Source organism: Nitratireductor aestuarii (assembly GCF_014641695.1).
In the GTDB taxonomy this organism is placed as follows: domain Bacteria; phylum Pseudomonadota; class Alphaproteobacteria; order Rhizobiales; family Rhizobiaceae; genus Chelativorans; species Chelativorans aestuarii.
Map to the genome: position 1 here is coordinate 1 of NZ_BMIF01000020.1, position 18,475 is coordinate 18,475.

The following is an 18,475-nucleotide window of genomic DNA, read 5'->3' on the forward strand; positions in this document are numbered from 1 at the left end:
AAAGGAAACAATGGTGGTATCTGTCTTCATGGCGTATCGCTCCTCGTGAGGTTCTGGCAGGCTTTGTCACCCGCCTCGATACGCCGCCTCTCTCAAACCGTCATCACCCAGTTTCCGCCATAGCTCCGCTTGTGAGTGATAATGCGCTTGGGCACCGAGCCTTGCTTCTTCATCATCCGCGGGTTCTCGAACCGTCAGAAGGCAGAAGAATGCACAGAACTGCGGCATCGCCCACCGATTCGCCCCGCTTACCCCCCGTACTTAGCCGCCCCCATATCGGCCGCTTCATAACCGATCAGTAATCTTTCCCCTTTTTCATTTTGTGCAACTTATTTGATTTTTCACTTGAGTCACTGCGGGCTTGCCGAAAATGATATATCACTTCCGATAAGTACCTCTTATCGAAAGTTACTGTTTTCACGCCTTCAGCTCGGCATCCACAGAGCCCAGCCGCCCCGCTTGGCCTTGGAGACAGCGGCAGATCAAGTCATCCCGACACCGTTGCTATCGCCCAGCCTCCCACGCGTGGGCCGCGGATGATGCGTGGATGAAGCAACCCTGAAACCCGAAGATTGCGCATCTGCTTGCAATACCCTAAATTGCAAGCAATATCATCACCTGAAAGGTTTGCCTGCATGGCCTCGCTCACCATTCGCAACATCCCTGACGAAGTGCACCGGGCGCTGCGCGTGCGGGCGGCGCAGCATGGCCGCAGCGTCGAAGCCGAGCTGCGGAACATCCTGGAACAGTCCGTGCGCCCAGCCAACCGCATGAAGCTCGGCTCGACACTGGCTGACATCGGTCGCAAACTGAGCCTGACGGACGACGAGTTTGCCGCCCTGGAAAGCGTCCGTGACACGTCCCCGGCACCGGCGGCCAGCTTCGAATGATCCTGCTCGATACCAACGTCGTGTCAGAGCCGTTGCGTCCCTCACCGGACACCACAGTCGTGGCATGGATTGATGCGCAACCGGTCGAAACCCTCTATCTGTCAGCCATGACCGTGGCCGAGCTGCGCGCCGGTGTGGCGGTATTGCCCGCGGGCCGACGGCGTGAGCGGATCCAAGACTACCTGGAGACAGGTGTGCTGCCGCTGTTTGCCGGCCGCATTCTGCCCTTCGATCTGCTGTGCGCCAGCGCGTATGCCGACATTCTCAGCACGGCCCGTCGCGGCGGAAAGGCCATCGCTACCGCCGACGCGATCATCGCCGCGACGGCCCGGGCTAATGGCTTGGTTGTTGCCACCCGTGACGTCAGCCCCTTTGCAGCCGCCGGCCTGAAGGTCATCAATCCCTGGGCAGCATAGGCAGCTGCCTAACTTCACCGGTAACGGCGTCACGCTTTCGAGCAGCTTCGTCACCGTCTGCATCAGCCAGATTCCTTATCCAGCCAGGACAGGCTAGAGTGACTGCATGACGAGAATCAGCAAGAACGCTCCAGGTTTCGATCCCGCAAAGGCGGAGGCGCTGGATGCGCTCGAGTCGGTCCTCCCCTTCGACCGCCGGGATTTTCTGGCCACCATTCTCACCAATGACGACATTGAGACGCTGCGCCATCTGGCGACGGAAGGCATGGGCGAAAATACGCTGCGTGCCCTCGTTTCTGATCTTGGTTATCTCGAAGCCTGGTGCATGACCGCAACCGGCGAACCGCTGCCCTGGCCCGCACCAGAGCCGCTGCTCATGAAATTCGTTGCCCATCACCTCTGGAGCAAGGCGCGCAAGGAAAGCGACCCGAACCACGGCATGCCGGAACATGTGCGCGTAGAACTGAAGTCGCTTGGCCTGCTGCGCAGTGACGCGCCGCATGCCCCCTCCACCGTTCAGCGAAGGCTGGCGAGCTGGTCCACGCTCACCCGTTGGCGCGGTCTTACCGGTGAGTTCAATGCACCCGGTCTGCGCAGTGCCCTTCGCCTTGCGGTTCGTGCCAGCGACCGGCCGCGACAGCGCAAGAGCGACAGGGCAGTGACCGGCGATATTCTTGCAGCGCTCCTCAAAACCTGTTCCACCGACCGGCTGACCGATGTGCGCGACCGTGCGCTTCTTCTGACAGCGTTCGCCTCGGGTGGCCGACGGCGCAGTGAAGTCGCAAGCCTGCGCTGTGACCAACTTGTGCAGCAGGAAAGCGTTCTGAAGGACTCTGAAGACCCGCAGAGCCCGCTACTGCCCTGCCTTAGAATCCGTCTTGGCCGCACTAAAACCACGCAATCCGACACGGACGCCTACGTGTTGATGATCGGCCAGCCTGTCGATGCCCTGATGCATTGGCTTCAGCGCGCCGAGATCAAGGAAGGACCGGTTTTCCGCAGCATCGATCGTTGGGGCAATCTGGAAAGGCGGGCGCTGACACCAGAGTCCGTCAACCTGATCCTCAAGAAGCGAGCCGGTCAGGCGGGCCTGGACCCGGCGCTTTTCAGCGCTCATGGCCTGCGATCGGGCTACCTCACCGAAACCGCGCGCCAGGGTATCCCACTGCCTGAAGCCATGCAGCAATCCCAGCACCGCTCGGTCACGCAGGCCGCCCGCTACTACAACGACGCCGAACGCACGATGGGCAAGGCCGCACGGCTGCTCGAATAGGCCTTCGCCGGTCTGCAACTGCCCGGGCCCGCTCAACCGGAAGCCCCGGCACCCTTTTCCAGCGCGGCAAGCATCGGCCGCACGGAGAACTTGCCCTGCTCGGCCCGCTGGGTCAGCGCGCGCAGATAGCCGCCCGGCGAGCGTATCGTGTCCGCCTTTTCAAGGATAGCCGCCAGCGTTACCGCAGCCGCAGCACCGCCCATTGCCTCGCACGCCCTGCGCCAGGCATCTGGCGAGATCCCCAACATGGAGCGCACCAGCTCCACGGTCCGCATGAGGTCGGGCCAGCCGGAAATCCCGCCCCTGGCATAGCCCGCAATTGCCGGGCAGACCGCCAGCACATAGCCAAGCGGCACCGGCTCGCTCTTGGTTTCCGGCGCGCGCGCTGCTTTTGCGCCCGCTTCCCCGCTCAAGCCGCCCTCAGGTTCAACCTTCTGGGGCACAGGTTCCGGCTTCAGCTCTTTTTCGGAGCGTATTTCAATATGGTGGTCTGTGTTTGAATTCTGATAGTGCCGCTCAGAATCGTTGTCATTGCCGCTCATTTGCTGTTCTGACAATGCATCGAGATAGGCCTTCTCCACCTCTGCCCGAATCTTGGCGAGGTCGTCCCGGCGTGCTTCGAGAGCTTCCAGCGGAGCCTGGCGGGCAAGGCGGCGGCCGAGTGGCATCAGACGCAGGGCAAAATGCTGCCAGTCGCCGGCAAGACCTTCGGCCATCGCCGCGTCGATGATCTTACCGGTGTCGCGCAGATGGATGCTGATCTCGGTGCGGACGGTCTGGCACCGGCGCGCAAGCGCCCTCGCCTCTTCCGCTGCCGAATGGATGCTGGGCGCTGCCAGCGCCAGGGGCGACAGATCGAAGCCGAACGCGCATTCCACCTCGCCGCGCTCGTCACGGCGCACGTAGCGCTTGCCGTTGGGGCTGTCGCGGCGAAGGATGAACCCCGCCTCCACCAGTGCCGCCAGATGCCGGCGCAGCGTCGCATCCGCCATGCCGCGCGAACGCAGCGACAGTTCCGCATTGGACGGGAAGACGATTATCGGCTGCGAGCCGTCGAGCTCACGCGCCGGGTGGAAGCTCAGCAGCGCCTCCAGTACGGTGATCGTGCGGTCCGAGAGGTTGAACGCAGCGCGCACCTCCGTCAGTGCCCGCAGCAGCTGCCACTTCTCGGCACTGCCCGTATCGTTGCTTCCCTTGGCGCTCTTGATCTCGCGCCGTCGTTGATCGATCTCTTCGCGTCGCAGAAAACTGGACGCACTTATCCTGCCGCCGCCAAAAGGCGTCGTTGCAAAACGCTCCGTCATGCCATCACCTCACCTGGAGGCATAGAAATTTGCGGCCGGAACGTGCCCACGCCTTGACTTCAAGACTCGGAAGTGATTCTTTCAGATTGCTACATCGAAAGGGGCTTCCGGGATTTCACGTTCTGGGGGCCTTTTTTCTTGCCTGTTCCTCGTTCCTACTCTGGTTCCATACACACGCGGCGGCTTTCACCGCCCCGAATCTCTCACTGCGTCAGTCCGGGATCGATCTCCCTGATTCGCGTTCTGACCCTTCGTTTCCCATGCCGGGGGCCGCTCTAGTCATCCGGATGCCCCTCATACTCAGCGTGGATTTCCGGCAGGCGGCGCAGCAGATACGCGGCAAAGTCCTTGCCTGCCGAAGCCGGGATGGTCAGCCGCGTTACCTTGCCTGCGGTGACGACCTCGGCGATCTGCCTGCCATCGGCGTTCTGGACCGTCTGCGCCGAGTTGCGCGGCTTGCTGCGCTGGTTGCGCGCCGCAGCCTCCAGACCGTTGTAGAGAAGCTGGAATCGTGTATCGCTGTCAGCTTCGGCAAATTCCCGCGATGCCAGCAGCGCTTCGGCGACGCCGTCGGCATCCCTGGTCAGAAGCTCGGCGAGTGCCAGCCAGCGCGGCCTCCCGGCCTTGAGCGCGGGACCGACGGCCTCCGCTACGCTCTGCGGCACCATTTCGGCCACCTGCAGCAGGCGTGACATTTCGGATTTGTGGACGGAAAGTGCGGCCTGAGCCGTTGCGCGGTCAAAACCGTGGTCAATCAGCGCTTTCGCGAAGAAGGCGCGTTCGATGAAGCTCAGCGACCGCCGCTCGGCATTTTCCTTGCCCTGCGCCAGAACGAGCCCTGTATCGTCCAGTTCACGTACCACGGCGCGAACCGGCATAGCCAGCTCGCGAGCTGCCTGCACGCGGCGATGACCATAGGCGATCTGGTAGATCCCGCGCGCAGCCTTCTCCGCATCCGGATGGAGGCGAACCAGGATCGGCACCTGCTGTCCGTGCTCGCGCATGCTTTGAACCAGCGCAGCGAATTCCTCGTCGTTGTGCGCGCCTTCGCTCAGGCGGTCCCTGAACGGCGAATTTTCCAGGTGGGCGGTGTCGAGCTCTACAACGGTTTCACCAGCAGCCAGCGCGGCACGCAGCTTGCGGGCTTCCTGAACCTCTTCCGAAAGCGATCCAAGCGAAAGCCCCATGGCCTTCACGGCGCCCGAGGTGGCCCGGCGCGGCGCTTCAGCGGGAATTGGCGTTGCCGGACCCTGATCCTGTGATGCTGATCCAGTGCCCTCCCCTGCCCCATCGGTGCCAGTTCCGGCAAATAGAGACTTAAGTCTATCCTTGCGTGCGTTCATGCTGCTGCTCCCCGCGGCAGAGAATGCGCCAGGATCGGCGACCGTGGATAAAATCGTTTGGTCCCGATTTCCCAGGAATATGCGCAACCCTTGTGGCGCATGGCGTCGAGGGTGAAGTTGACAGCTGTCAACGACGGCATTTTCATCCTGCCCTCCCCCATGATTTGAGCAGCAGAGCCTCGATCTCAGCATTCACCGCGTTAAGCGATTCATTGGCGCGATCATAAGTGGCGCGATTGAAGTTCTCGCGGCCCACCTCATAGAGGGTCTGCTTTGAGAGACCGGCATCGGAAATGGCCGTGGATTTCAGCATCGGGTTGATGAGGACCCGGTCACCGAACTGGGTGCGCAGGAAACCCGCAATCTGGGTCTGCGGCCCGTCGTTGGGCTCATAGCGGGTAATAAGGTAGCGCAGGAAATCGAAGTTGAGATCGCCGCCCGCCTCGCGCACGACCGCCAGAAGGTCGGACGTCATGAACAGGAACTGGCTCATGGATGCCACGTCGAGCATCTGGGGATGCACGGTGACGATGACCGACGTGGCGGCGCAGAGCGCGCTCGAGGCAATCGCCTTCTGCACGCGGGTGAAGAACAGATCGTCTGTCGTCCCGTCCGGCCGCCGGGCCAGATGCTGCGGCGTCGTGTGTTCGAACTCCTGCAGCTCCAGATTTCCCGGGACCAGATCGAGCCCGTCGAAATAGGTCTTGCGAATGACGTTGCGCAGGGGCACGCGCTCGTCGTCATAGCGGATGGCGCCGTAGAGCGTGTCGTTGCCGCTGAGATCCAGCTCCGGCTGATAGCCGAACAGAGCCGACATAGAGGCCTGCGGATCGAGATCAATGGCCAGCGTGCGGTAGCCCTGCAGCGCGAAATACTGTGCCAGATGGGTGGTGGTGGTGGTCTTCCCCGAGCCGCCCTTGAAGTTGGTGATGGCAATCACCTGCAGATGCTCGCCAGGCTGGCGGCGCTTCAGGTACTGCTTCGACTTCGCTCCGCCCTGGGCTGCAAGATATTCGCGCAGCGCGTTGACATCGGCGAGGGTGTAGAGCCTGCGCCCGCCCGCGCCAATCTCTGGAACAGGTCCATCGCCCGAAATCGACAATTGCCGCAGATAGCCGTCGCTGACACCAATGAGCTTTGCCGCCTCACCGCTAGTGAACATGCGCAGGGTCTTCTGCGCGGTCGGAGGGAAAAGCCGACCCCGAAGCGCAGCCAACTGCGCCGACAGCAGCGCCGCATCCGCTGCAATCTGCTTGTCCGCCGGTTCGGGCATCGTCTCAATGTCAGTCGCCAACGTCATCATTCCCATAAATGTGCAGCATCGCCTCCCGGGCTGGGACTCGCGACTCAGTGCACAGTTGAAAGCTTACGCAATTTATCCGGAACTTACAGCCCCTCGAGCTGCTTACGGCGGGTGGTGCTGTTTACCCATTCTGTCCGTAACAACGTCGTTCAGACGTCGATTCCTGTCAAGCAAATTAAGGTTAACGGGAATTTACCTTTCTGCAACTAACATATTGAACGAAAAGGTGTTTGTTGCGGTGCGCACAGATGCGCCGGGGGTAGCCTGGACCATCGGCTCAAGGCATAGCGTTGACAGCTGTCAACTTTGCCAACCGCTCTGCACGTGAAGCTCACACACAGGCTTCCACAGGCTAACGCAGCCATCAAACCTCCGACATCCCACAGATGACCTATAATAGGGAACCGATTAGCACTAGCAGGGCAGGGGGATTGCGACAAAATACAGGGCGAACATGACATAAAGGCGGCATCCGCGCAGTTCGATCTGTTTGATCAAGCACCAGGGTTTCACGGGGTCGCCTGAAACGCGCGCAAGCGCAGACCCGCGCCAGCACCTGTACCCGTCGCATGGGATGAGGCACGGGGCGGTGCGTATGCTGGAAGGGAGCAGCCGCTTCTGCATCCTGCGTAAGTTCATCCCGCGCCCGGGTGGTGCCGCGCGTCGAATGTTGCGGGCGAGGAGATCGATCTGGCCGCGCTCGAACGATTGGTGGAGCCAGCCGATCTGGTGATTGCCCGCAAGGCCGGTTTCGACCGTCTCTTCTGCAATAGCTCTCGCCGTGCTTTGTAGCGAAGGCAGGGGCGTGCTCGGTCAAGGAAATCCGCGGGGCGGATCACGGCTCCGAGGGCAACTGGCTGGCCAGACGGGCCTGTTCCATGAAGGCGACCGATGACGCCACGCGCTTCTGGAAGTGCTGGCGCGTCCGGTAGGGGAGGGGAGCGAGGCGCCCTTCGCGGAGCTTCTGAGATCCAGCGCGCGCTGCCGCGTCCGCATCTTCTCCGAACACGCGCCGTTCGATATGAAGGACTACCTCAAGGCCAGCGGTTACCGCTAGTCCGACGGCACGACGGCAGGCCGAAAGCCAGGTGGATCGAGATCGCGAGGATGAGCTGGCCTACCTGTGCAGCGAGATCTACGGCTGGCCCGAGGCTGAACCGCTGACCCTGCGCCTGACCGCCACCGCCCGCTTCCGGAAAGGGTAGGGGCCGATACGGGTCCCGGGGAAGCGTGAACGCAAGCTCTCCCCGAGCCTGAAATGCCTCTCTCGACCCCGACACCCTCACCCTGACCTTGTCGAAGGGGAGGGGGGCGGCCGTAGCCGTTGCTTCTCGCCCGGCATTTGTCGCAGCTGCGACTCATCACGCCATTGAATCAATCGAGCCCCATTGATTCAAACTTGGCGTTGGACCCGCGCGGGCATGCGCGCGAATGTCAGGCCCATGGACACTCTCACCGATGACATCCACCTGCGCCGCATCGACCCGGCCATCAATATGCACCGGTTCTACGGCCTCACCATCCAACCGACGCTCTTTGGTGGCGTCTCGGTCATGCGCATTTGGGGCCGCATCGGCTGCCAGGGCCAGGCCATGATCCAGACGTACGAAACGCTGGAAGACGCCCGCGAGGAGCTCTCCCGCATCAGGAAAGCGAAGCTGCGCAAGGGTTACCGCGCCTGAACACAGGCGAGGGGGCCAAAACGCCCCACCCAGCCCCGCGGAGAAATCCCCATGTGCACCTTGATTCACGTCAGGACCATCGCTCCGAACGCGATATGATTATGATGGAGAAGGGAGGTGCCTGGACATCCTGATCGCCAGCGAGAAAACGGATAGGAAGCACGACATGAGCACGCAGAACACAAATTCCAGCGCGCCACAGCGCAGCGTTGTCGTCAATGGCTCCACCAATTCACTGCTTGACCCCGCCGCGCCCCGACCAAATTGTGAGCGTAAGGATAAGGCACCTTCGCCAACTAGCCGGAAGCACTGATGTGAGGCACGCTTATGGGCAATGCCGCCGAACTCCCCGCCGACGTAGCCACGCGAGTACGCAAGTATCTCGACGCCCCCGAAACCATGGATGTGGTCCCTTGACCTCAACCTTACTTAAGGTCGTAGATGAATGAACCTATCAAGCTCGCAATTGTTCTAGGGCGCCCGAGAAGGCCACTATTGCGACAATGTCGCGAATTGCGTTGTTACTTAGATCGGCAACCGCAACGACTTTATCCTTGACGTGATTGACCCAGCCAAAACTTGGCATCAGAGAGGTGATGAAGAGACAGATGACGAGACAATTGCGGCGTTCAGGAAGCGTCTCAGCGAAGCCGAGCCGTTTCTCATCGTGACGCCGGAGTACAACCACGGCTATTCGGCACCGCTGAAGTTCCTGATCGATTCAGCTTATCAGGAGTGGCAGGCCAAGCCTGTTGGCATTCGTCTCCTATGGCGAGATTTCCGGCGGTTTGCGCGCCGTCGAACAGCTTCGACTGGGGTTCGCCGAACTGCATGCGTTGACGCTCCGTGACAGTGTGAGTTTCGCCAATCCCTGGCGGCGGTACGAGGGCGACGGCCGGCTCGCAGGTGCTGACGATGAGCAACGGGCGATGGCGATGTTGGCCTCACGACTGCGGTGGTGGGCTGCAACCGTGATCTCGCCCGGCCTTCCTGACCCGAATACTAATTACCATGCCTGCGCTGGCCACCGCGTTCATCGCGCCTTTCGCAGGAAGCCTTACTGATCGGGTCGGCCGTTTGCGTGTCCTGTCGATTGCAGTGCGCCCGGTTGACTGAGGCCCAAACCCAGGGCACAAAGGTGGCATCCACAGTCGCTCGGGAATGGGAAAACAGAGGGAACTTCAAGGCTTTCTCACTAAGTCTTTGAAACAATCTGAGACTCTAGGTTCCCCAGCAGGTGACATCGTTAGCGGCGAGCAACTTACTCCTGACCCCTGCCTGCTTGTATTGTTTATCTGAGATATTCAAACGGAAAGTTCAGTCCAGCGGCACCTAAGGGATGACTTTCGCTAGATCGCTCTTCCAGGAATGCGGGTTCGTTACGCTTCGGCCGAGACACGGAGTGCCTCCTAGATTTGATTTGATGTGCTTCTTGCGTCCGGCGGACTTTCCGATAATGTCATTGCTCATGCCGTTTGGCTGTACCTCCGCTTTCAGCGTTCGGCCGGTGAGAAGATGCTATTCGAGCGCGGGATCGTAGCCTTGAGAAATCCGGCGCTGGGTAAAGAAAGCCGGTCCGGCTTATGCGCGACGACTTGGCCGTAAGTTGCCATGTCCGGCTGACATTTGGCACCTGAACATTGTTACTACAGTAGCCAGCGAATAGGAGCGGCTACGTTGTCTTTTGCGAAGGGGTGGAGTACTTAAGCGGGCAGAATACAGATCAAACGTGGTACCGCTGAGCGAGCCGATCTCAGTGCTGTGAAGCCGCGGATGAGTGCTCCTATCCGAAGGCCCGCGCGTCAAACGAGATGGGCGCATCCAGGGGCAGACCCCCGGCCTCATAACCTCGCCGGAAGTCCTGGATGTGCTTCGCCATCCATCCTCGCGCTCCCGGCGCGTCATGCCGGACAATCGCTTCCGCAATAGCCCTGTGCGCTTCCAGCAGACGATGCCGTGCGCGAGGCACGTTGCGGTAGAGATCCTCGGTTGCAGAGAAGAGCAACATCCCGATCGGTGCGGCAGAAAGGCAAAGCGCCCGGTTACCTGTCGCATCGGCAATGAGATTGTGGAAGGCGATGTCGTGCTGGATGACCGCTTCGTCGTTAGCGAGATTGTCTTCCAGCTCCTTGATCGTTGCCAGAAGCCTGTGGGACTGGTCCTCGTTTATTCGTTCGGCGGCAAGCTGTGCCGCAAAGGGTTCCAGCTCCATCTGCAGCTCCCACAGTTCCTGGAAGGTTACGCGGTTGAGCCCCATGGCGCGCGAATTGGCCCGCGCGATCATCGTTGCGTCGGGTGCCGCAATCACCAGACGTTTTGCCTCGACGCGCCGAAGCAGCCCGGAGTTCTCAAGAGCTCGGATCCCTTCGCGGATGGTGGACCGGTTGACGCCGAGCTGCGCGGCAAGGTCGCTTTCGATGGGCAGCAGGTCACCGACCTTCAGGTTACCCTTGAGGATCTCGCCTTCGATGGTCTCGGCCACCTTGCGATAGCCGGGGGTATTGTTGACGCTCGGAAGCACATGACCTTTTGAGTTCAGATTCATTCCCAACCTTCTTTACGTCACCTGAGTCCCGGACCGCTCGGATAGCATTTCCGGACCGCTGCTCAAAGATACCAGTTGACATTATCCGATTGTCGGACAATGGTCCAGCTTACAGATTGTTAGGAGGAAAGCGAGTGCCCGAACTGGGAAGCATCGCCGGAAAAACCATTCTCGTTACGGGCGGTTCGAGCGGCCTCGGCCTGCACTTTGCCCAGACGCTCAGCAGGAACGGCGCTGAGGTCATTCTGGCCGCGCGTCGGCTGGACGCCGTCAAGGATGCTGCCGAACAATTGCGAGCTGAAGGCGGCAAGGCCACCGCCGTCAGGATGGACGTCACCAACCCCGATTCCGTGGCAGAAGCCCTGGAGGGCCTGACGCTGGACGGCCTGGTCAACAACGCGGGCGTCACCACGACCACTCCGGCGATGGATATTTCCGCTGAAGACTTCGGCTCTGTCATCGACACGAACCTCAAGGGCGTTTTCACTGTTGCACAGGCTGCCGCTCGCAACATGAAGGGTCGCGGCGGTTCGATCGTCAACATCGCATCGATCCTCGGGCTTCGCGTTGCTGGAGCCCTGTCAGCTTACGCAGCCTCGAAAGCAGGTGTCGTCCAGCTGACAAAGGCACTGGCACTCGAATGGGCGCGCTACGACATCCGCGTCAACGCACTCTGCCCCGGCTATATCGAAACGCCGCTCAATCGCGATTTCTTCGCCACGCCAGCTGGTGAAGCGCTAGTCAGGCGCATCCCGCAAAGAAAACTTGGGCAGCTTTCCGACCTCGACGGTCCGCTGCTTCTACTTCTCTCCGACGCCTCCCGCTACATGACCGGCTCGGTCATCGCGGTCGATGGCGGCCATCTCGTTTCAAGCCTCTGAGGTTCACCCATGGATTTCACCATCTCTCCGGAAGTCGAAGCAACCCGGCAGAAGATCGCGGCCTTCGTCGAACGCGAGCTCCTTCCGCTGGAAAGCCAGAAGGAAGCCTACGACGCGCACGGCAACATCGCACCGTCCTATCTTGAGACCATGCGGGCAAAGGCAAGGGCCGAAGGTCTATGGGCGCTCCAGCTGCCGAAGGAAATCGGCGGAGGCGGGCTCAACAAGCAGGGAATGGCCGTCTGCTACGAGGAGATGAACCGCTCGATCTTCGGGCCTGTCGTTTTCAACTCCGCCGCGCCTGATGACGGCAACATGATGGTGCTGGCGCAGCTTGGCACCGAGGCGCAGAAAGAAAAATGGCTGATGCCGATCATGCGCGGCGAGGTCCGCTCCTCCATCGCCATGACGGAACCACATCCGGGCGGCGGCTCGGATCCTTCCATGATCCAGACCAGGGCCGAGAAAAAGGGCGACCGTTACATTGTGACCGGCCGCAAGTGGTTCATAACAGGTGCGGAGGACGCTTCACTCTTCATCCTGATCGCGCGCACCTCCGATGATCCGCGCCACGGCCTCACGTCCTTCCTCTACCACAAGGACCAGCCCGGCTGGCGCATCGTCCGCCGCATCGGCATCATGGGCCCGGAAGAGCATGGCGGCCATTGTGAGCTCGAATTCGACGGGCTGGAAATCCCCGAAGAGAACATCCTTGGCGGCGTGGGCCGTGGCCTCAAGGTCACGCAGACCCGGCTCGGACCGGCCCGCCTGACACACTGCATGCGCTGGCTGGGGCTCTCCAAGCGCTGCGTCGAGATCGCCCGTGAATATGCCGAACGGCGCGAGGGCTTTGGCGTGCGCCTTGCAGACCGCGAGACAGTTCAGGTGATGCTGGGCGAACTTGCCATGGGCATCGAGATCGGCCGCCTACTGGTGATGAAGGCTGCCTGGGAGCTCGACCGTGGCGAATACGCCCAGAAGCAGATTTCCATGGCCAAGGTGCACGTGGCGAACCTTCTGCACAAGGCAGCCGACACCGCGATCCAGATCAATGGCGCGCGTGGCTATTCCACCGACACAGTGCTTGAATGGATCTACCGCTACGCCCGCCAGGCCCGGCTGGTCGACGGCGCCGACGAGGTCCACAAGATGGTGCTGAACCGGGCGCTGGCGAAGGAAGACCGCGGCTTCTGGTCGTGGAACGTGGCCTGACAAGAAAGCGTCTTGGGAGGAGAAGCATGCACGTTGAACCGCATCTTGGCCCGCGTGGAGCGAACTACTCGCCCCTCTCGCCGGTGGATTTTCTCGATCGGGCGGTAAGCGTATTTCCGAACCGTCAGGCCGTCATCTGGCGTGACCGCCGCTTCACCTACGGCCAGTTCGGTGCGATCGTGCAGCGGATGGCAGACCTGCTTGAAGCGCGGGGTATTGGGTCGGGCGATGTGGTCTCGATCATGTGCCCGAACCGCCCTGAGATGCTGGCAGCGCATTACGCGGTGCCACTCCTCGGCGCGACGCTCAATTCCGTCAACACCCGGCTCGATGAAAGCACCGTCTCCTACATTCTGGAACATTCGGAGAGCCGCCTGCTGATCTGCGACGAGACCTGTGAGGGTATCTCGTCAGCGTCGGCCAGGAACGCCAACGTTCCATTGCTGGTGCTTCCCGACGAGCCCACCCATGAGGGTGAAAAACTCTTCCTTCTCGATGGTCCCACGCCTCCCGTTCGGCCCTTCAAGGCGAGGATCGAAGACGAGTGGCATCCGATTGCGCTCAACTACACCTCCGGCACCACGGGAAAGCCGAAGGGCGTGGTCCTGCACCATCGCGGCGCCTATCTGAACGGCATCGGCAACACGCTGGCGCTCGGCTTCGACAAGCAGACGGTCTACCTCTGGACTCTGCCGATGTTCCACTGCAATGGCTGGTGCCACACCTGGGCTATCACAGCGGCTGGCGGCACCCACGTCTGTCTTGAGAAGGTCGATCCTGAGCTCATCTTCGAGCTGATCGGCAAGCACGGCGTCACGCATATGTCCTGTGCGCCAGTCGTGCTCTACATGTTGATCAACCATCCGGCCCGTTCAAGCTACCAGCCGACGAACCGTGTTTCGGTGGCCACGGGCGGAGCCGCCCCGACGCGCACGCTGATTGCGGAAATGGATGCGCTTGGCTTCGACTTCATCCACCTCTACGGGCTGACGGAAAGCTACGGCCCGTCTTCGATGCGCGAGCTTGAGGCGAGCGAAACGGCGCTTCCCCTCGAAGACCGGGCTTCGCTGCTCGCGCAACAGGGTTCACGCCATCCAACCTCCAATATCGTTCGTGTCGTAGACAAGAACCTTGAGGATGTGCCGTTCGACGGCGAGACAATCGGCGAAATCGTCCTCCAGGGCAACACGCTGCTGGCCGGTTACTACCGCGATCCGGAGGCGACTGAAACGGTCTTCGAAGGCGGCGTATTCCACACGGGCGACCTCGCCGTGCGCCATCATCCAGACGGCCATGTAGAGATCAAGGACCGGTCCAAGGACATCATCATTTCCGGCGGTGAAAACATCTCGAGCCTTGAGGTGGAAGGCGTGCTGCACCAGCACCCAGCCGTGCTCCTTGCAGCTGTGGTAGCCCTGCCCGACTCTAAATGGGGCGAAATCCCCTGCGCGGTGCTGGAATTGAAGCCCGGAGCATCCACAACGCCGGAGGAGCTGGAAGCCTTCTGCCGAAGCAAGATCGCGGGGTTCAAGATCCCCCGCCGCTTCATCTTCCAGGAACTGCCCAAGACGGCCACGGGCAAAATCCAGAAATTCATGCTGCGCGAAGAACTGAGCGGGAAGGCATCCGGTTGAACATGACAGTTGCAGTAAGCACCGGCACCATCGACTTCGATCGGGAAAAGCTCCAGGCGTTCCTCACCGAAGCGCTTGGTCCGGCGGACGGACCATTGAACATCCAGCGCATAAGTGGCGGGCAGTCGAACCCCACCTATTTCGTGGATTTTGGCGCACATCGCATGGTGCTTCGCAAGAAGCCCAATGGCCCGATCCTTAAAGGCGCCCATGCGATCGAGCGAGAATACCGGGTCCTGAATGCGCTCAAGGACGCGCCTGCGCCGGTTCCCGCAACCATCCTGCTGCAGGAAGACGACAGCATCATCGGCACGCCCTTCTACCTTATGGAGCGGGTGGAGGGCCGCGTCTTCTCCGACTGTTCGCTGCCCGACCTCTCTCCTGACGAACGGCACGGCATCTACCTTGCCATGGCCGAAGCGCTGGCAGCGCTCCACAGCGTTAACCCGAACGATGTTGGCCTGTCCGACTACGGCAAGCCCAGCAACTATTTTGAACGCCAGTTCTCCCGCTGGAGCAGACAGCTGAAGGAGTCCCCCAGCGCACCCATTCCGGAACTCTTCCAGCTCATGGACTGGCTGGAACAGAACATGCCGGCCGACGACGCGCGTCTGGGCATCGCCCACGGCGACTTCCGGCTGGGCAATCTGATGTTCCACCCGACGGAGCCACGCGTCGTCGCCATCCTCGATTGGGAGCTTTCGACGCTTGGCCATCCGCTGGCCGATCTCGGCTTCTGCTGCATGACATGGGTCACCGCGCCGGATGAATATGGCGGCATTCTCGGGCTCGATCGGGAAGCCCTTGGCATCCCCTCGCAGGCGGAATTCGTCGAGCACTACCAGCGCAGTCTGGGCGACAGCTCACCCTTGCTTCCCTTCCACATTGCCTTTGCCCTCTTCCGCTTTGCTGTCATCTGGGTGGGCATTGCCGACCGCGCGGCAGCTGGCACGGCAGCCGATCCGAATGCCTCGAAACTCAGCCCTCTCGCCTTTGCCCAGCGTTTTGCAATTCGGGGATTGGAATTGTTCTGACAATGACGTCGTGCACCTGCCGAGGGGACAGCTACCAGAAGTGCGGCGCTCAGGCCAATCTGGATCAGCATCGGCGAAAAGCCCAATGACGCCCGCCGGCTAGACCTTTCCGACCGCTGCCGGCTCTGTGCAGCTTCAAGTGCGGCGGTTCCCCTGAAACTCTACTCTCGGGGCAAGGGCAGGGTAGAACGAGTGACGATGCTCTTGATCGATGTTGGGGTCGAGATCGCCAAGTGAGGGATTGTCCGGTTGCTGATCAGCTACGTGGAGGGACTATCTAGGGAAGATGCCTCCCCGGGTAACTGGGGCAATTTGGTTGCGCTTTACGAGTCCTGTTGCAAGCAACACCGAATGCGAGAAACTTGCCAGTTTCTGAGTGCCACTCAGGAACTGGATCGAATTCTGACTCCTAATCAGAAGCGTCGAAAGAGGGTGCCAAAGCTGTCACCGAATTTGCTCCAGTTACGTACACGAGGTAAAGCGGGGCAAATCGGCGGGCGCTGCAGCAGTCAGAAGCGTAGCAGGCAGGTGCCGTGATAGCATCTTGCCTTGGTCGTACCGGTGAGCTTTGGCCGCCGTGACTTCCCGCCGCACAACAGCCGCCTTGTCATGTACGCCGGTCAGCGACAGGCGAAGCTCACCATCAGCATCGACGGGACGTTGGGCAGCTCGCAAATAAGATGCACCAACTCTACGTTGGGCAATATCGTGGAAGGAAGACGGCCGTCGCGAGCTACATCCCGACTGCCGATTGGATCGTTTCGGACCTTGATTTCAAAGTTCTGATCAGATGTGACGGCCATATAGTGGTGGATTTCGTAGCGGTGCGTTGTCCGCACCAGACCGCGGCACTGACAAGGTCTGAAGGAAATGGCATGGCGGGCGATCCGGGAAAGGCAGTGTGGCGTGTTTCCAGCCCGGATCGTACTCGAACCGCCACTCGCCATTGAAGTTAGCTGGGCGATGAGCAGGGTTTCATAGAAGATCGTCGTCGTCGGTCGTCACCGATAGTCGGGACGTTAGTCGAGATCATCATCTAAGGCGGAAGAAGCTGTTTCGACTGATTTCACAACCTCTAAAATCAGTGCGGTTTGCTCTTGGATGTCGAACAGCATCTGACTCTGAATGTCCGATTAGACTGGGCAGAGGATATTCGTTCTCACCTATTCTAATCCCCATTGTTACACAAAAGGTTCATAGAACTTTCGACTGGCTGTCACATGGGTGCGCTAGCTCTGTCGCATCGCAACTCGGTCAACGATCGACTGAAGACAAGATGGGGCAGCCATGAAGATCAACCGTCGTCAAACCCTCGGATTCCTGGGCGCAACTGCAGCGACCTCGCTCATCCTGCCGCGCCGTCTCATGGCGCAGGGCGCGCGCCGCTCCGTAACGATCGCGGTCCAGAAGATCAGCAACAACAACACGCTCGACAACTGGCACGAGCAGTCGAATGTCGGCGAGCGCATCTTCTACCCCAACTTCTGGGAAGGCCTGATCGGCCGCGACTGGATGGGCAACCAGGGCCCGGTGCCTGAGCTCGCCACGGAATGGAAGCGCATCGATGACAAGACCATCGAATTCAAGCTGCGCCAGGGCGTAAAATTCCACAACGGCGACGAGATGACCGCCGAGGATGTCGCCTTCTCCTTCTCTGACGAGCGCCTTTTTGCCGGAACTGAGCCCGTCGGCGGCACCACGCTCTATGCTGAAAACTTCAAGCCGAACACGGACAAGGAACTGCCCGCGAGCATTCCCGGCACGGCACGTCGCTTGTGGCCCGCACTGCGAGGCGTTGAGGTCGTCGACCGCTACACCGTGCGCTTCCACAACGCCACCCCGGATGTGACGCTGGAAGGCCGCTTCTTTGCAGCTGGTCCGCAGATCACCTCCAAGCGCGCCTGGGACGAGGCCAAGTCCTATGCTGAATGGGCCCGCCAACCCGTCACCACCGGCGCCTACATGGTTGAGGAATACAAGCCCGACGTATCGCTCACGCTCGTTGCTCATGATGAATACTGGGGCGGACGCCCGCCACTCGAGCGCATCCGCTTCGTCGAGGTGCCTGAAGTGGCAAGCCGGGTGAATGGCCTTCTTTCCGGTGAGTACGATTTCGCCTGCGACCTTCCGCCCGATCAGATTGGCGCCATAGCCAATACGCAGGGCCTCGAAGTCCAGTCGTCGACGATCTGGAACCATAGGGTCATGGTCTTCAACACTCAAAACGAAACTGTAGCCAACCCGCTGGTCCGCCGCGCCATGACCCATGCAATTGACCGTCAGGCGATCGTTGAGGCGCTCTGGGCCGGCGAGACCGTAGTGCCGAAGGGCCTGCAGTTTGACAGCTACGGTGCCAGCAACATGCTGATCGAGGACTGGAACGTGCCGGAATACAACCCCGAACTTGCTCGCGGTCTGCTTCGTCAAGCCGGCTACAAGGGCGACCCGATCCCCTATGTGCTGCTCAACAACTACTACACCAACCAGACTGCCACAGGACAGGTGGTCACCGAAATGTGGCAGCAGGCCGGGCTCAATGTCGAGATCCAGATGAAGGAGAACTGGTCGCAGATCTTTGCTGAAACCGGTCGCGGCGTGCGTGACTGGTCGGCATCGAACCTGATCAACGACCCCGTCACCCCGATGGTGAACCAGTTTGGCCCGAACGGTCAGGCACAACAGAACAGGGAATACGCCAACCAGGAGCTGAACCAGCTCTCCGTCGTGCTCGAAACCTCTACCGATCACGAGACCCGGCGCAAGGCCTTCCGCCGCATGCTGGAAATCGCCGAGCGTGAGGATCCCCTCTACACGCTGCTGCACCAGAACGCCGTCTTCACCGGCATGAAGTCGGAGCTGAACTGGAAGGCTGCTCCCGCCTTCGCAATGGATTTCCGTGGAGACAACTGGAACGCGTGACCTTCAGGGGCCGGGCGTAAAGCCTGCCCCAAGCGATTC

Annotated in this window: 16 protein-coding genes; 11 read left to right on the forward strand and 5 right to left on the reverse strand. The window is 60.7% G+C overall.

Annotation, left to right across the window (positions count from 1 at the left end; genetic code table 11):
• Positions 1-635: 635 nt before the first annotated feature.
• The 3 genes from IEX27_RS19770 to IEX27_RS19780 all read left to right on the forward strand — a co-directional run bounded on the left by IEX27_RS19770 (position 636) and on the right by IEX27_RS19780 (position 2,579).
• Positions 636-890, forward strand: coding sequence for a FitA-like ribbon-helix-helix domain-containing protein (locus IEX27_RS19770; protein ID WP_188722827.1), 255 nt, complete (start codon positions 636-638; stop codon positions 888-890).
• Positions 887-1,306, forward strand: coding sequence for a type II toxin-antitoxin system VapC family toxin (locus tag IEX27_RS19775; RefSeq protein ID WP_188722828.1), 420 nt, complete (start codon positions 887-889; stop codon positions 1,304-1,306). Before IEX27_RS19770 ends, IEX27_RS19775 begins: the two co-directional genes overlap by 4 nt.
• A 106-nt stretch (positions 1,307-1,412) precedes the next feature.
• Complete coding sequence (locus IEX27_RS19780; protein WP_188722829.1) at positions 1,413-2,579, forward strand: site-specific integrase; 1,167 nt, start codon at positions 1,413-1,415, stop codon at positions 2,577-2,579.
• Between the two features lie 32 nt (positions 2,580-2,611).
• On the opposite strand, the gene repC is transcribed toward IEX27_RS19780, so the two are convergent.
• From repC to IEX27_RS19800, 4 genes are all read right to left on the reverse strand, one after another.
• On the reverse strand, positions 2,612-3,883 hold the full coding sequence (gene repC, locus IEX27_RS19785; RefSeq protein ID WP_188722830.1) for a plasmid replication protein RepC: 1,272 nt from the start codon (positions 3,881-3,883) through the stop codon (positions 2,612-2,614).
• A 275-nt stretch (positions 3,884-4,158) separates the two neighbouring features.
• A complete protein-coding gene (gene repB / locus IEX27_RS19790) occupies positions 4,159-5,226 on the reverse strand; it encodes a plasmid partitioning protein RepB (RefSeq protein ID WP_188722831.1) in 1,068 nt (355 codons plus the stop codon).
• Positions 5,227-5,368: 142 nt separating this feature from the next.
• Entirely contained in the window at positions 5,369-6,526 is a 1,158-nt protein-coding gene (locus IEX27_RS19795; RefSeq protein WP_244630466.1) for a nucleotide-binding protein, read from the reverse strand.
• 1,037 nt (positions 6,527-7,563) lie between these two features.
• The gene (locus IEX27_RS19800; RefSeq protein ID WP_188722833.1) at positions 7,564-7,809 is read right to left on the reverse strand and encodes a hypothetical protein; all 246 of its coding nucleotides are present in this window, start codon (positions 7,807-7,809) and stop codon (positions 7,564-7,566) included.
• 162 nt (positions 7,810-7,971) lie between these two features.
• Between IEX27_RS19800 and IEX27_RS19805 the strand changes: the two genes are divergently transcribed.
• From IEX27_RS19805 to IEX27_RS21460, 3 genes are all read left to right on the forward strand, one after another.
• The gene (locus IEX27_RS19805) at positions 7,972-8,211 is read left to right on the forward strand and encodes a WGR domain-containing protein (protein WP_188722834.1); all 240 of its coding nucleotides are present in this window, start codon (positions 7,972-7,974) and stop codon (positions 8,209-8,211) included.
• A 559-nt stretch (positions 8,212-8,770) separates the two neighbouring features.
• On the forward strand, positions 8,771-9,061 hold the full coding sequence (locus IEX27_RS21455) for an NADPH-dependent FMN reductase (protein WP_244630467.1): 291 nt from the start codon (positions 8,771-8,773) through the stop codon (positions 9,059-9,061).
• Positions 8,964-9,275 carry an NADPH-dependent FMN reductase gene (locus IEX27_RS21460; protein ID WP_244630469.1) on the forward strand — a complete coding sequence of 104 codons (312 nt, stop codon included), beginning with the start codon at positions 8,964-8,966 and terminating at the stop codon, positions 9,273-9,275. Before IEX27_RS21455 ends, IEX27_RS21460 begins: the two co-directional genes overlap by 98 nt.
• Positions 9,276-9,994: 719 nt before the next feature.
• Here the strand turns inward: IEX27_RS21460 and IEX27_RS19815 are convergent.
• A complete protein-coding gene (locus tag IEX27_RS19815) occupies positions 9,995-10,756 on the reverse strand; it encodes a FadR/GntR family transcriptional regulator (protein ID WP_188722835.1) in 762 nt (253 codons plus the stop codon).
• 134 nt (positions 10,757-10,890) lie between these two features.
• Here IEX27_RS19815 and IEX27_RS19820 point away from each other — a divergent pair, with 134 nt between their 5' ends.
• The 5 genes from IEX27_RS19820 (at position 10,891) to IEX27_RS19840 (ending at position 18,436) form a co-directional block, all read left to right on the forward strand.
• Entirely contained in the window at positions 10,891-11,637 is a 747-nt protein-coding gene (locus IEX27_RS19820) for an SDR family NAD(P)-dependent oxidoreductase (protein WP_210315575.1), read from the forward strand.
• 9 nt (positions 11,638-11,646) lie between these two features.
• Entirely contained in the window at positions 11,647-12,849 is a 1,203-nt protein-coding gene (locus tag IEX27_RS19825; RefSeq protein ID WP_188722836.1) for an acyl-CoA dehydrogenase family protein, read from the forward strand.
• A gap of 26 nt (positions 12,850-12,875) precedes the next feature.
• On the forward strand, positions 12,876-14,483 hold the full coding sequence (locus tag IEX27_RS19830) for an AMP-binding protein (protein ID WP_188722837.1): 1,608 nt from the start codon (positions 12,876-12,878) through the stop codon (positions 14,481-14,483).
• Between the two features lie 2 nt (positions 14,484-14,485).
• Positions 14,486-15,517: a phosphotransferase family protein gene (locus tag IEX27_RS19835; protein ID WP_188722838.1), complete on the forward strand. Its 1,032-nt coding sequence runs from the start codon at positions 14,486-14,488 to the stop codon at positions 15,515-15,517.
• 1,287 nt (positions 15,518-16,804) lie between these two features.
• The gene (locus IEX27_RS19840; RefSeq protein ID WP_188722839.1) at positions 16,805-18,436 is read left to right on the forward strand and encodes an ABC transporter substrate-binding protein; all 1,632 of its coding nucleotides are present in this window, start codon (positions 16,805-16,807) and stop codon (positions 18,434-18,436) included.
• Positions 18,437-18,475: the final 39 nt, after the last annotated feature.